This is a genomic window from Acidimicrobiia bacterium, from assembly GCA_012959995.1.
Lineage (GTDB): Bacteria > Actinomycetota > Acidimicrobiia > Acidimicrobiales > MedAcidi-G1 > MedAcidi-G2B.
Genome location: DUCC01000028.1, coordinates 1 through 12942, shown reverse-complemented (window position 1 = coordinate 12942; position 12942 = coordinate 1). Strand labels below are relative to the sequence as shown.

At 57.2% G+C, this 12942-nt stretch carries 12 protein-coding genes; 5 read left to right on the top strand and 7 right to left on the bottom strand.

Going from position 1 to position 12942, the window contains the following annotated elements; translation table 11 throughout:
• Positions 1-981, top strand: a 981-nt coding sequence (locus EYQ49_08135; GenBank protein HIG25841.1) for an MBL fold metallo-hydrolase, incomplete at its 5' end; no start/stop codon positions are given.
• Between the two features lie 100 nt (positions 982-1081).
• Here EYQ49_08135 and EYQ49_08130 read toward each other — a convergent pair.
• The 6 genes from EYQ49_08130 to EYQ49_08105 all read right to left on the bottom strand — a co-directional run bounded on the left by EYQ49_08130 (position 1082) and on the right by EYQ49_08105 (position 8710).
• Positions 1082-3358: a hypothetical protein gene (locus EYQ49_08130; GenBank protein ID HIG25840.1), complete on the bottom strand. Its 2277-nt coding sequence runs from the start codon at positions 3356-3358 to the stop codon at positions 1082-1084.
• A 76-nt stretch (positions 3359-3434) separates the two neighbouring features.
• Positions 3435-4031, bottom strand: coding sequence for a 3-isopropylmalate dehydratase small subunit (gene leuD, locus EYQ49_08125; GenBank protein HIG25839.1), 597 nt, complete (start codon positions 4029-4031; stop codon positions 3435-3437).
• A gap of 8 nt (positions 4032-4039) precedes the next feature.
• Positions 4040-5458 (bottom strand): 3-isopropylmalate dehydratase large subunit, encoded by a 1419-nt coding sequence (leuC, locus tag EYQ49_08120; protein ID HIG25838.1) that lies wholly within the window; start codon positions 5456-5458, stop codon positions 4040-4042.
• Between the two features lie 68 nt (positions 5459-5526).
• Positions 5527-6810, bottom strand: a complete 1284-nt coding sequence (locus EYQ49_08115; GenBank protein ID HIG25837.1) for a thiol oxidoreductase — start codon at positions 6808-6810, stop codon at positions 5527-5529.
• Positions 6807-8201: a hypothetical protein gene (locus tag EYQ49_08110; protein HIG25836.1), complete on the bottom strand. Its 1395-nt coding sequence runs from the start codon at positions 8199-8201 to the stop codon at positions 6807-6809. Before EYQ49_08110 ends, EYQ49_08115 begins: the two co-directional genes overlap by 4 nt.
• Positions 8202-8239: 38 nt before the next feature.
• Entirely contained in the window at positions 8240-8710 is a 471-nt protein-coding gene (locus tag EYQ49_08105) for a hypothetical protein (protein HIG25835.1), read from the bottom strand.
• A 20-nt stretch (positions 8711-8730) separates the two neighbouring features.
• Between EYQ49_08105 and EYQ49_08100 the strand changes: the two genes are divergently transcribed.
• Positions 8731-8949: a hypothetical protein gene (locus EYQ49_08100; protein ID HIG25834.1), complete on the top strand. Its 219-nt coding sequence runs from the start codon at positions 8731-8733 to the stop codon at positions 8947-8949.
• A gap of 129 nt (positions 8950-9078) precedes the next feature.
• Here EYQ49_08100 and EYQ49_08095 read toward each other — a convergent pair whose 3' ends face one another.
• The gene (locus EYQ49_08095; GenBank protein HIG25833.1) at positions 9079-9330 is read right to left on the bottom strand and encodes a hypothetical protein; all 252 of its coding nucleotides are present in this window, start codon (positions 9328-9330) and stop codon (positions 9079-9081) included.
• 163 nt (positions 9331-9493) lie between these two features.
• Here EYQ49_08095 and lpdA point away from each other — a divergent pair, with 163 nt between their 5' ends.
• The 3 genes from lpdA to lipB form a co-directional block, all read left to right on the top strand.
• Positions 9494-10888, top strand: coding sequence for a dihydrolipoyl dehydrogenase (gene lpdA, locus EYQ49_08090; GenBank protein HIG25832.1), 1395 nt, complete (start codon positions 9494-9496; stop codon positions 10886-10888).
• Positions 10889-10894: 6 nt separating this feature from the next.
• Positions 10895-12085 (top strand): 2-oxo acid dehydrogenase subunit E2, encoded by a 1191-nt coding sequence (locus EYQ49_08085; protein HIG25831.1) that lies wholly within the window; start codon positions 10895-10897, stop codon positions 12083-12085.
• A gap of 2 nt (positions 12086-12087) precedes the next feature.
• The coding region (gene lipB, locus EYQ49_08080) for a lipoyl(octanoyl) transferase LipB (GenBank protein ID HIG25830.1) at positions 12088-12942 on the top strand (855 nt) is incomplete at its 3' end.

The following is a 12942-nucleotide window of genomic DNA, read 5'->3' as shown; positions in this document are numbered from 1 at the left end:
ACCGGCGACACGCTGTTTATCGGCGATGTGGGTCGACCAGATTTGTTGAGCTCGGTGGGTTTCGCTCAGGATGATTTGGCCAGCCAACTCTATGACAGTTTGCATGAGCAACTTATGGTGTTGCCGGACGCCACCAAGGTGTTTCCGGGCCATGGGGCGGGGTCGGCTTGTGGCAAGAATTTGTCCACCGATACGTGGTCAACTATTGGTGAACAGCGACGTACGAATTACGCCATCAAGGCACCAGATAAAGAAACGTTTATTGAGTTGGTGACCGAGGGGCAGCCGACAGCTCCCGGCTATTTTTTGTATGACGCTGGCTTGAACAAAAGCGACCATGAGTTGTTGGATGAAGCGCAGCCCACGGTGGCTATGACTTGGGAAGAAGCCCAGGCGGCCATGGACGCTGGTGCGGTGTTACTTGATGGCCGTGACCCGGAAGATTTTGCTCGTGGCTATTTGGAGGGTTCAATCAATGTAGGGCTCAACGGTCGTTACGCCGAGTTTGCGGGGTCGATCGTGCCGGTAGATGTTGACATTGTGGTGGTGGTCGAGCCGGGTGCCGAATTGGAGGCCAAGAACCGTTTGGCTCGTATTGGTTTTGACCGGGTGTTGGGTCATGTGGAGGCTCCTTATGCGGTGATGGAAGCCAACCCGGGAGGTGCTGCGGTGGCTTCACGATTGACCGCTGAGCAGTTGGCTGACCGCTTGGCAGAAGATGATCGGGTGCAGTTGGTTGACGTGCGTGGCCCGGGGGAGTGTGGCACGGCGGGTGCTATCGAGGGTGCGTTAAATATGCCAGTGGCGACGGTGCGTGGACAGTTCGGCGAGTTGGATCCGAATCTTCCGACGGTGGTGTATTGCGCTGGTGGGTACCGTTCGTCGGTGGTGGCTTCCATGCTGCGGGCAGAGGGATTTGCCGATGTTTCAGATCTCATTGGCGGTTTTGGGGCTTGGGCTCCAGAAAACGTCTGCATTTAACCCGGTCAATCGGTCATCGCGGCAAATGAGCGTGTAGGGGCGCCGCTTGCTTTGCCCGTCTACCCGTGACGTGGGGACAGGCCCCACGTCACGGGTTGGGTTAGAGCTTGACGACTTGTTGGCGGTTTAGGGTGGCCAGGTCGTTGGCTTGGAGACGGTCCATGCTGTAGGTCCAGAGTTGGTCGCCGATGATCAGGCTGCGTTCGATAGTGGGCATCCAGTCGTAGTTGCTGGGCCAGCAAATGGCGATGGTGCTATCACCAAGCAGGGTCAAGTCACTGGAGATTCCGTATTCTTCGCCGTACATGGCGGCCTCTTCGGCAGAGATTATCTCGCACTCTTGGCCGCCAAAGTCAATGTCGTAACTGTCGCACACCATGATGGTGAGTTCTTGATCGCTCATCCATTCTGGTCGGTCAAAGTTGAGTAGATCCTCGTCAATGACCGGGCACGGTGGATCGACCGGGGTTTCGCCGGGTTCGTCGTCGTGGTCTATGCGCCCCACTTCGGTGATGGTGCCGTCAACAATGTGCAGGGCTGCTGCACCGGAGTAACTGGTGGACCAGTCGTTGAAGGGGAGGAGAGCTAAGTTCTCTGGCCCCCACCAGAGGAAGGCTCGGTGATCCCATTCCACGCTGGAGTTGCCGCCTTCGGTGGTCCAGGTGTCGAGCGCTACCGGGTTATCCAGGTCGTTTGCGTCAAACAGGGTGACTTTGGTGCCGGTGGTTTGTCCGGTGTCGGTGGCTTCTTGGCCGATGCCGAGCACCAGGCCGTTATCGAGGGGGTGCAGGTAGCCGCTGTAGCCGTTTATTTTGAGTTCGCCGCGTACTACTGGATTGGTGGGGTCGCTTAAGTCAACAGTGTAAAAGGGGTCGGTTTGGCGAAAGGTCACCACGTAGCCCACGTCGCCTACGAAACGCACGGAGTAGATGCGCTCGCCGGCGCCCATGTCGCCTACTTGGCCGACGGTTTTGAGTTCGGCTTCGTCACGTTGTAGCACGGTGACCATGGATTCGCTGTCTTCGCTGAACCCCCGCCAAGGACTACCTTTGGTGGTGGCGACTCGCAGGTGGCCGTTGTGTTCTGACATGGAGAACTGGTTGAGGAGGTTGCCTTCAACGCTGCCCGAGGCCAAGTATGTGGTGGCTGCGGTGTCAGATACATCGAATTGGTGGATGGAGGTGGCGTAGTTTTCTTCTAGTTCTTGCCAGAAGGTGTCGTTGCTGTTTTCGAAAAGGATGGGGTCTACGTAGCTGGTGGTGGCTACGTACAAGTTGGTGCCTCCGGCGTAAACGGTTTGCCCGTCGGCCAATATAGTGGTCGAGGAGGGAGCGACCAGGGCGGCTCCGAGGTCTACGGTGAGCACGTTGAGGGTAGAGAACCCGGCGAATTCGCTGGGGTGGTGCACGTTGGAGCATTCGGAGAGAAGGCCATCAGAAATGGCTCCGTCGCTTGTTTCGAGCACGTAGCTTGGTAGCCAGTCTTCGATGACCGTGCTGGTGATGATTTCTTGGTTGAATTTTTTAGCGTTTTCTTCGCCGGCCTCGTTTTGCGGGTAGACGAAAGGCAGTTGGTTCATGCCGGTGGTGATAACTACTCGAGCTACGCCGTTGATTACTCGGGCGCTGACGTAGTTTCCTTCAACGGTCATGGTGCTGGTTACGGCCAGGTTGTGGGGGTCGCTGAGGTCGATTTCGATGACGCTGGTGAGGGCTTTCCAGTACATATCGGGGCCCAAAAGTCGAGAAGTGGCCGCTGAGTTTACGGAGCCTTCGCCAGCTTCGGTAGAGGCCAACACGAAGGCCCGGTTGTCGGAGAACAAAATATTGTTGCTCCAGTGGCCGTCTAGGGTGATGCTGTCGGTGAGCGCTGCTTCAGAACCGCTGACATCGATGTAATGCAAGGTGTTTCCGCTGACTACCAAAATGCGTTGGCCGTCGGTTTTGATGAGGTCGGGTTCATCTATGCCGAGTTCTTGCACATTGGTGCCGGAGAAATCAACGCCCTGTTGGGGGGTGCTGTCGCCTTCTGAAGCGGCAAAGGTCATGGCGGGCGCCAAGGCGGAGGTGGCTTCGTTGCCGAACCCGCTATCTCGGCTCATCAAGTCTATTTCCAAAATGCCCGGCCCGTAGTAGCCGCCGCCACCCAGTCCGTAAGCCCCTACACGGCTCGAGGCTTCGGTTTGCAGGTAGGTCAACATGTCGTCACAGGCCGTGAAGGGGATCAACGCTGAGGCGAACACCACGTCATCAAGGTTGATGCTGGCTACGGTGCTGCTGGTCGGGTCAGGCAGTCCGGATACGCCGTTGGTGGTTCCATCGCCGCAAGCTGCAGCGGTTAAGGCGGTTAGTAAGAAGAGGGACAGAATTCGACGCATGGTTGCTCCACTGTTGAGGGTCTGTCAGTTATGACGACCGGGGCTTCGGGTTTGGTTCCCGAAAAAAGAAATTATTTTAAGCAGTGGTGGTGGGCATCCATGCTGGCCGGGTGGCGGCAAAGTTTTTGATGTCCTCGGCGGAGCGCATGCTGATACTAATGTCGTCGAGTCCTTGGAGGAATCGTTCTTGGGTGGCGGCATCCAACGGGAAGTTGCAGGTAATGCCGGCTTCGGGTGCTTCAAGGGTCAGGTTGGTTACGTCGATGGTGATGACGAGTTCTGGGTTGGCTTCGATGGCGTCAAGGAGTTGCTGTCCTGTTTCGTCTGAAACTTGTACGGGTACCAGGCCATTTTTGGTGCAGTTGTTGCGAAAAATGTCGGCGAAGCGTGGCGAAACTACGGCGTTGAATCCGTATTGCTGTATGGCCCACACGGCGTGCTCGCGTGACGACCCGGTGCCAAAGTTTGGCCCGGCTACCAAGATTTGTGCGTCGGCGTATTGTTCGTTGTTGAGCACAAAGTTGCGGTCGTCGCGCCATTCGGAGAACAAGCCTTTGTCAAAACCGGTGCGTTCTACTCGTTTGAGCCAGTCGGAGGGAATGATTTGGTCGGTGTCTACGTCGGAGCGGCGCAGGGGTACGGCGGTTCCAGAAACTATGTGTACGGCTTCCATGATGCTCCTTAGTTTCCAACTACTGGCGGAAGGTCGGCGGGGGTAGCGAAGGTGCCGGCAATGGCCGTGGCGGCGGCCACGGCGGGGGAGACGAGGTGGGTGCGCCCGCCTCGTCCTTGGCGGCCTTCAAAGTTACGGTTGGAGGTGCTGGCGCAGCGTTCGCCGGCTACTAGCTTGTCCGGGTTCATGGCCAAGCACATGGAGCATCCGGGTTCGCGCCAGTCGAATCCGGCGGCGGTAAAGATTTCTGGTAGGCCTTCTGCTTCGGCTTGGGCTTTAACGGCGAAGGAGCCGGGCACAATCAAAGTGCGCATTCCGTTAGCTACTTGCCGGCCTTGGACTACGGCGGCCACTGCTCGGAGGTCTTCGATGCGACCGTTGGTGCATGAACCAATGAACACGGTGTCTACTGGTACGTCTTTCATGGGGGTGCCGGCCGTGAGACCCATGTAGTCCAGGGCACGTTCGGCGGCTTCGCGTTCGCCGGGGTCGGCAAAATCGCTGGGGTCGGGCACGGGGTCGGTGATGGGGGCTACTTGGCCGGGGTTGGTTCCCCAAGAAACATGCGGGGTGATGTCGGCACCGTTGAGCACGATTTCTTTGTCGAATTCGGCGCCTTCATCGGTGGCGAGGGTTTTCCAGTCGGCAAGGGCGGCGTCCCAGTCGGCGCCTTTTGGTGCGTGGGGGCGGCCTTTGAGGTAGTCGAAGGTGGTTTGGTCGGGGGCAATCATGCCAGCTCGGGCGCCGGCCTCAATAGACATGTTGCACACCGTCATGCGGCCTTCCATGGTGAGGTTTTTTATGACCTCGCCGCGATATTCAATAATGGAGCCGATGCCGCCGCCGGTGCCCAGGCGACCAATGATGGCCAAGATGACGTCTTTGGCGGTGCTGCCTTCGGGCAGGGTGCCGTTGACGGTGACCGCTAGGGTGCCGGGGCGTTGTTGGGGCAGGGTTTGGGTAGCCAACACGTGTTCGACTTCGCTGGTGCCGATGCCGAAAGCGAGTGCCCCGAAGGCTCCGTGGGTGCTGGTGTGGCTGTCGCCGCAGACCACGGTCATGCCGGGCAGGGTGAGGCCTTTTTCGGGACCGATGATGTGTACCACGCCTTGGCCGGGGTCGCCCATGGGAAACAGTGGTACGTCGAATTCTTCGCAGTTGGCCCGCAGGGTCTCGATTTGTATGCGGCTTACTGGGTCGGCAATGGGTTGGTCAATGTTTTCGGTGGGCACGTTGTGGTCTTCGGTGGCCACGGTCAGGTCAGGGCGTTTTACGGGGCGCCCGGCCATACGGAGCCCGTCGAAGGCTTGCGGTGAGGTGACTTCGTGCACCAGGTGGAGGTCGATAAACAACAGGTCGGGTTGGTCGTCGGCGGCGTGTACGACGTGGTGTTCCCAGACTTTTTGGCTCAGGGTTTTGGGTGACATAGCGTTTTCTTACTCGGGGGCGGACCGAGTCAAGGATAACCGGTTAGCGGCGGTGCCGGTCAGTTGGGTCAGAGGGCAGCGAGAAAACGAAGCACTAATGCTCGATCTGAAGCAGCGAGCGACATGTAGGTGTCCCGGGCAACTTGTGCTTCGCCACCATGCCACAAAATGGCTTCTTCTGGCGTGCGAGCCCTCCCGTCGTGAAGGTAATGTTCGTGGCCGACCACACCGGTTAACCCGATGCCCCAAAGAGGCGGAGTCCTCCATTCGTTTCCGGCGGCGTTTCCTTGAGCCAGCCCGTCGGCCAGTTTGTCGCCCATGTCGTGAAGCAAAAGGTCGGTGAAAGGAACGATGGTTTGGTTGGCTAGTGCTTGAACGGGATTTTCTCCGGTTTCCCACGGAGTGGTATTGTGGCATGAAGCGCACCCCACTTGTACAAACCATGCGGCGCCCGTGAGAACCTTAGGGTCGGTTCGTTGGCGCAGGGCAGGCACAGCCACGGTAGAAGTGTAAAAAGCGGTGTCTTCCAAAAAGTCATTGCCAAAATGTTCGGCAGCTAAGTCAAAATCCAAGTTGAAGTCTGCTTCAAAGGCTCCTTGGGTAAAAGTTGCAATGGTGGGCCGTTGGGCTTTCCATCCGAAACGTCCTATGCCGGTATCTGTTTGGGCCGTTCGGCCAGAAATGCCATCTTGGTTTTTATCTTGTGGGTCGGCCCCACTTTCTAGTTCGGTTGACGGAATGGACTCTAAGAGCCCGCCGCCAAATACTGGTGGTGCGACGCGCAGTGAGGTGAAAGCATCGCCGAGATCAACTCCGTCAACTACTACGAGAGGGGAGCGCAACGAGTAGGGGGTCCCGTCGGGGAAGGTTCCAGAGGTTTCTTCCCAGTTGACGGTAAGTGTGCCTTCGGCTTGTTGGCCGCGGTCTTGAAGTTGGAGTCCTACCTCTGGGTGAGGAATTTGTTGCCCCTCGGCGTCTATGCCCATGTTGATCAACAAGATCACGCCGGGAGCGGTTACTTGCCCGTCGGCGGGCACGGAGCGCCCGTTGTTGATGTGGCAGCCGAGGCAACTATTGCCGTTGTTGGGGTCGCCTAAGCCGTCGGTGCTGGTGAAAACGTGTTCAAAGGGCTCGTCGCCAGCAGCGAAGCGTATGCGTTCGGGAAGCCCCATGGCCCGGTTAGAGAGGCTAAATGCTCGCTGGTTATTTGACATGGTGGTGCCTTGGCCGCCACTGCGGAGCAACAGTTCTGGCGGCTCGGTGACCAGTTGCGGGGTGCTTGGTCGGTCAATGAGTAGCCATAGTCCAATGGTTAAACCGAGCAGGGTAAGAAGCCAGAGAAAACGGGTCACTCGCTACTAGGAAGAGCGATGGCATCGATGTCCATTTCTGGTGGCCCGCTGTTGGCGGCTACGCCGGGGGCGGAGTCGGCGTCAGGCATGGTGGGTTGCGCTTCGGGTGCGGGCATGGCGGTGTGATCTACGGTGGCGAATGGGCCTTCAAGGTTTGGGGCCCCTGCATCAGTGGTGTTGGTAGCAGTTCCATCGCAGGTGGCGTAAGTCTCAATGTCGATTGGCGCTGATGTGGCGAAAGTGTTCCCTTCGAAGCAGTTGCCAGATGGGTCGTAGGTCCCGTCTTCTAGGCCGAGCACGATCATGATTAAGTCGGTCGGGTTGCCGGTTACTACGTTGTCTTTAACAGTGTTATTTTCGGCTAACCAGAGGTTTTCGTCAAAGAAAAGCGAGAGGGCGATTCCGCCGAAGGAATTGTCGGTTACTAAGTTGCGGGTCACTAAGTTGCCGCTTCCTCCGGCGATCACGATGCCACCGCCGAATCCGATATCCCAGTCTTCGCTTCTGCGTGGCGTATCTTCGTTACCATTTTGGGTCACGATGTTTCCCACGATGGTGATGTTTCCTTGGGGGGCTAACTCCTCGGAATCAAGAGTATTTGGAACCATGCCTAAACGGTTGAAGCGAAATATTGAGTTGGCGATGATGAGGTTGTCGCTGGCGTTGGTGCCAGAGTAGCCAAGGGCGTTGTTTTCGCTGATGACATTGTTTATGACGGCATTGCAGGGTTGACATTGTCCGATGTAAAAGGCTGAGTCTGGGTGTCCGCTGCCGTAACTATTTTCTAGGAGTCCATTTTGGGCGTTAAAGGCGTAGATGCCGTAGAGACCGTTGTTGTATGCCGTGACGTAGGAGGCCCGATAGCCATCAAGGATGATGTCGCTGCCGTAATCGCCGGTGAAAAACACACCATTTGAGGTATGGGAATGCACCGTCAGGTTTTCTATGGCCACTCCGTTTGAAAAGACGATGAAGCCGTTGGGCCGTTCGTGTTGGCCGTCGATGATTACTTCGTTTCGGTTGAGGCCGCGAATGACTAAGTCATCAGTTTCAACGATTACTGCTTCGTGATAAGTGCCTGGTGAAATAAGGATGAGGTCTCCGGGTTGAGCGGCATCCACTGCGTCTTGAATGGTGGCGTAATCGTTGGGTACACGTAGAGCGTCAGGGAGAGGGATGGTGGTGGGGGCTGCGGTAGTAGTGGGTGCTTCGGTGGTAGTGGGCGCTTCCGTGGTGGGAACTGCGGTAGTGGTGGGTGCTTCGGTGGTGGGCGCTTCCGTGGTGGTTATGGCTGTTGTGGTGGGGGCGACCGAGGTGGTTTCGCTCCCTCCGCATGAGCTCGCTATCAAGCTGATCACGAGAAAAATGGTTAGTGCTGGTATTTTACGCATGCTCGGAGTTTACCCATAAGGTGAGATAGCGGTCAAATTCAGTTGTTTCGAACAATGACCTGCCCGGTTTGCCCGCGTGTGGCTGTGCCGTGGAAAGTGCAGTAGTAGGGGTAAGCCCCGAGTTCATCAAAGGTGAGGGTGGCGCTTCCTTGAGGAAAGAGGAGGTCTTCATTTAGTGGAGGAAACCACCCAGGTTCAAGGTTTTTGGCTGCTGGGGTCACGTTATGGGTGTTGCGACCTTCGTTGACCCAGGTGATTACGGTTCCGGGCGATACTACGATGATTCGCTCAGAGAACGAGTTGTCTTCAATGATCACCGTTACTGAGGATAACCCAGTGAGGTCTACAGCCTTTTCTGGAATGGCGATGGTCATCGATGAAACGACAGTTTGTGAGGTTGCTACCGGCATGGTTGTGGTGATGCCGCTTCTGGCGATGATGGTGGCGTGGCGGTTGCTGCAACTGGTGAATAGGCAGAGTCCTATGAAGAAAAGTCCAAGCATTCGCATGGGGACAGAATAGGTCAGGTGTGGTGTTTTTCTACAAACTCGGCGGAGCCGTTGGCTCCAAGGAAAGGCTAAGCCCGGTGGTCTTCTACGAACTGGTAAAAATCGTCGCCAAAGAGCGGCCCCATGTGGAGGGTTATTTCGCCTTTGGTGTTAACAAACACGGCGGCGGGTTGGGCGAATATATCAAAGCGTTTCCATACCGTGCCGTCAAAGTCGGCCAGGTTGATGAGGTTGGTTAGCCCCCATTCGTTGATGGCTTCGTCGATGGAGTCCGAGTCGTTGATCCCGCTAGATACCCCGACAATGGTGAGGTTTTCTATTGCTGTGCTGGCCCCGGCGACCGTCGGGGATTCTGCTTTACAAACCGGTCAGGTGGGAGCCCAAAACCAAAACAGCACGTCGCCGCCGGCCAAAGTGGCGGCATCAAAGGCGGTGCCGTCTACCAAGGTAGAGGTGAATTGCAGAGCCTCAGGCACCGTGTCGAGGGCTGAGGCTGGGCTGGTTTCTGGTGCGGCGGTGGTGGGCGCTGCGGTAGCGGCGGGGGCGGTTTCTTTGGTACTGCTGCAACCGGTGGCTAACAAGATTGCGGCCAAGATCGGGGCAATGAGAGTTAAGCGCATACCTTGACTGTATGCCGGTTATCGTCAACAGGGTGAGCACCCGCCTACTAATTCTTTCCGCCTTATTGTGCGGCATGGCTTTATTGGTGGCCTTCGCTTTGCAGGTGCTGGTAGCTACCTGATTTTGGTTCGCCGCTGGCCTTCGCCGCGGTAGAGTCAGGGTATGACAGCATCGCATCAACTGGTGGTTATTGGTGGGGGTCCGGCGGGGTATGCGGCGGCGCTTTATGGGGCTGCCGCTGGCTTAGATGTGGGTTTGGTCGAAGAGAATCGTATTGGCGGTACCTGTCTGCACGTGGGGTGCATTCCCGCTAAAGAACTTTTAGAAACCGCCGCCGTGGTGCGTACCGTTAAACACGCCGCCACTTTTGGTGTTTCGGCCGGGGAGCCGATGATTGATTTGGCCATCAGCCAAGAGCGCAAACAAAAAGTTATTGACAACCTTTTTAAAGGTTTGACCGGCCTGTTGGCGGGCCGGGGGGTCACTGTTTACAACGGCCGGGGCACGTTGGGGGTGGATCACACGGTTATTGTTGATGGCCCAGAGCCTGCCACGTTGACCGCTGATCACATTATTTTGGCTACGGGTTCGAGCCCGCGCACTATCCCGGGTTTTGCCATTGATGGCCAGTTGGTGGTGACCAGCGACGAGTTGTTGTCGCTCAATACTGTGCCTGAGCGGGTGGCGGTTATTGGCGGCGGGGCTATTGGCTGCGAATTTGCTTCGTTTCTGAACGATGTGGGTGCTCAGGTGACTTTACTCGAAGCTGCGCCAGAGATTCTCCCGGGCTGCGATGCGGAGGTGGCTAAGACGGTGCGCCGGTCGTTTAAAAAACACAAGATCAAGGTGCACGCTGGGGTGTCGGTTAATGGTCATGCGCCAACCGGTGCCACAACCACGGTGGCTTTTGGCGAAGACGAAACCGCAGAGGTTGATTTGGTAGTGGTGGCGGTTGGTCGGCGCCCTAACGGTGATGCGGCGGGTTTGGTAGGTACCCGGGTGGTGGTGGACGATCGTGGTTTTATCGAGGTCAACGAAGCCTTGTTGACCGGCGAACCGGGGGTCTATGCGGTGGGTGACGTTGTTAATACGCCACAGTTGGCTCATGTTGGTTTTGCTGAGGGCATGAATGCGGTGAAACATTTGTTGGGCGAAAACCCGGTGCCGCTCAACCCGACGACTGTGCCGTGGTGTATTTACACCCACCCGGAGGTGGCATTTGCGGGCCTTACCGAAGAGGCGGCGGTAGCGGCCGGCCATGAGATAGTGGTGTCATCGCATCGGTTTATGGGTAATGGTCGGGCCATGATTTTGGGTGAAACCGATGGTTTGGTCAAGGTGATTGCCAAAAAGGATGCCGATGGTCGGGCCGGTCAGATTCTTGGTGTGCACATGGTGGGCCCTTGGGTGACTGAGCAGTTGGGCCAGGCGTATTTGGCGGTCAATTGGGAGGCTTCGGTCGATGAGGTGGCGGCATTTATTCAACCGCACCCCACGATGAGCGAGTTGTTTGGTGAAACAGTGCTTTCGCTTACGGGCCGCGGGCTACACGGGTGATTTACTATGACTGATTTATTGCTTCCTCAATTAGGTGAAACGGTTACCGAGGGCACCATTACCCGTTGGTTCAAGTTGGCGGGTGAGCCGGTTGCGCTTAATGAAACTTTGTATGAGGTGTCGACCGACAAGGTGGATTCCGAGGTGCCGTCGCCATTCGCTGGGGTGTTGACAGAGATTGTGGCTGGTGAAGGTGCCACGGTGAGCGTGGGGGCGGTGATTGCCCGTTACGAGGGTGAGGGCCCGGCTCCGACGACTGCGACTCCGAAAACGACAGAACCGGCCCAACAAGCACCAGCGCCCACGAAAGCGATACCAGAAACGCCGCCTGCACCTGCCAAACCTGCAGCAAGAACGGCCAAGTTTTTGTCGCCTCTGGTGCGCCGTTTGGTTGAAGAACACGGGGTGGACTCAACCAAAATTGCCGGCACCGGCATGGGCGGTCGGGTAACCCGGAGCGATGTTGAAAAATACGTACGTGACCACCCGTCGACCACCGAGCCCTTTAATGGTATTCGTCGGGCTACCGCTCGTCACATGGTGGGGTCTAAAGCGATTTCTCCGCATGTGTTGACCGCTATGGAAGTTGATTTTGAAAACGTTGAGCAGGTGCGTCAAGCGCATCGGGCAGCCTGGAAGGCATCTGAGGGTTCCAGCCTGACCTATTTGCCGTTTATTATTCGGGCCTTGGCGTTGACTTTGGCGGAGTTTCCTCGCTTAAACGCCACGGTGGGTGACGGCGAGTTGGTGGTGCATAGCGAAATCAATTTGGCTATTGCCGTAGACCTCAACTTTGAGGGCTTGGTGGCGCCGGTTATTCGAAAAGTAGCGGGGTTGAGCCTGGCTGAGGCGGCTCGGTCGGTAGTTGAGGTGGCAGGCCGGGCCCGAGACCGCAAGCTCACCGCTGACGATTTGGCGGGGGGCACGTTTACCATTACTAACCCGGGGCAGTACGGCACGTTGATGCAGTTTCCTATTATCAACCAACCGCAGGTGGCCATTTTGTCGACCGATGGGGTGAGCCGTAAACCAGTGGTGGCCTTAGATGCTGCCGGCAACGAAACCATTGTCATTCATTCGGTGGGTGTGTTGGCTATGGCGTGGGATCACCGGGCTTTTGATGGGGCATACGCAGCGGCTGGTTTGGCACATTTGCGTAAGGTCATCGAAACCCATGATTGGCAGTCAGAGTTTTAAAGATGGGCACTGACCGGCCGTTTCGTATCCGCTGGTTAGGCCGGGTGCGTTATAACGATGCTTTGGCTTTACAGCACGGGGCGGTAGCGCACAGCGCCGACGATTATTTGTTGTTGTTGGAACACCATGCCGTGTACACCTTGGGGCGAAGGGCCACCACCGAGCATTTGTTGGCGCCGCCGGAAGAAGTGGGCGCCGAGTTAGTGCACACCGACCGGGGCGGCGATATTACTTTTCATGGCCCGGGCCAGTTGGTGGGTTACCCGTTGTTGCATCTCGAAGGCAAAGGCCAGGGCTCCATGGCCGACCCGGTGGCGTATGTGCGCAGCGTGGAGGACCTAATTATTGGGGTGTGTCAAGATTTGGGGCTTAGCGAGGTGGGCCGTTTTGATGGTTACCCCGGGGTGTGGGTAGACCCAACGGGCCAGAACCCCAGAAAGATTGCCGCCATTGGGGTGCGGCTTAGCCGGAGCCGGTCCATGCACGGGTTTGCCTTAAATGTAGACCCAGACATGAGTTTTTTTGAGCGCATGGTGCCCTGTGGCATTAGCGATTACGGGGTGACCTCTCTGTCTGCTGAAGGTATTGAGGCCACCATGGAACAAGTGGCTGGCTTGGTGGCCAAGCGAGCGACTGCGTTGTGGGCTAATGGCCCGGTGGAACGAACCGATGTGGCGTGGGCGGGCCGGCCTATTGATGTGGCGGCCTTTACCCGTGGCGAAGGCCCGGGGGAACCGCCGCCGGTGGAGCGCAAGCCAGATTGGATGAAGGTCAAGTTAGACACGGGCCCGGAGTATCGCCGGCTCAAAGCATTGATGGCCGAGCAAGACTTGGTAACGGTGTGCGAAGAGGCCCGG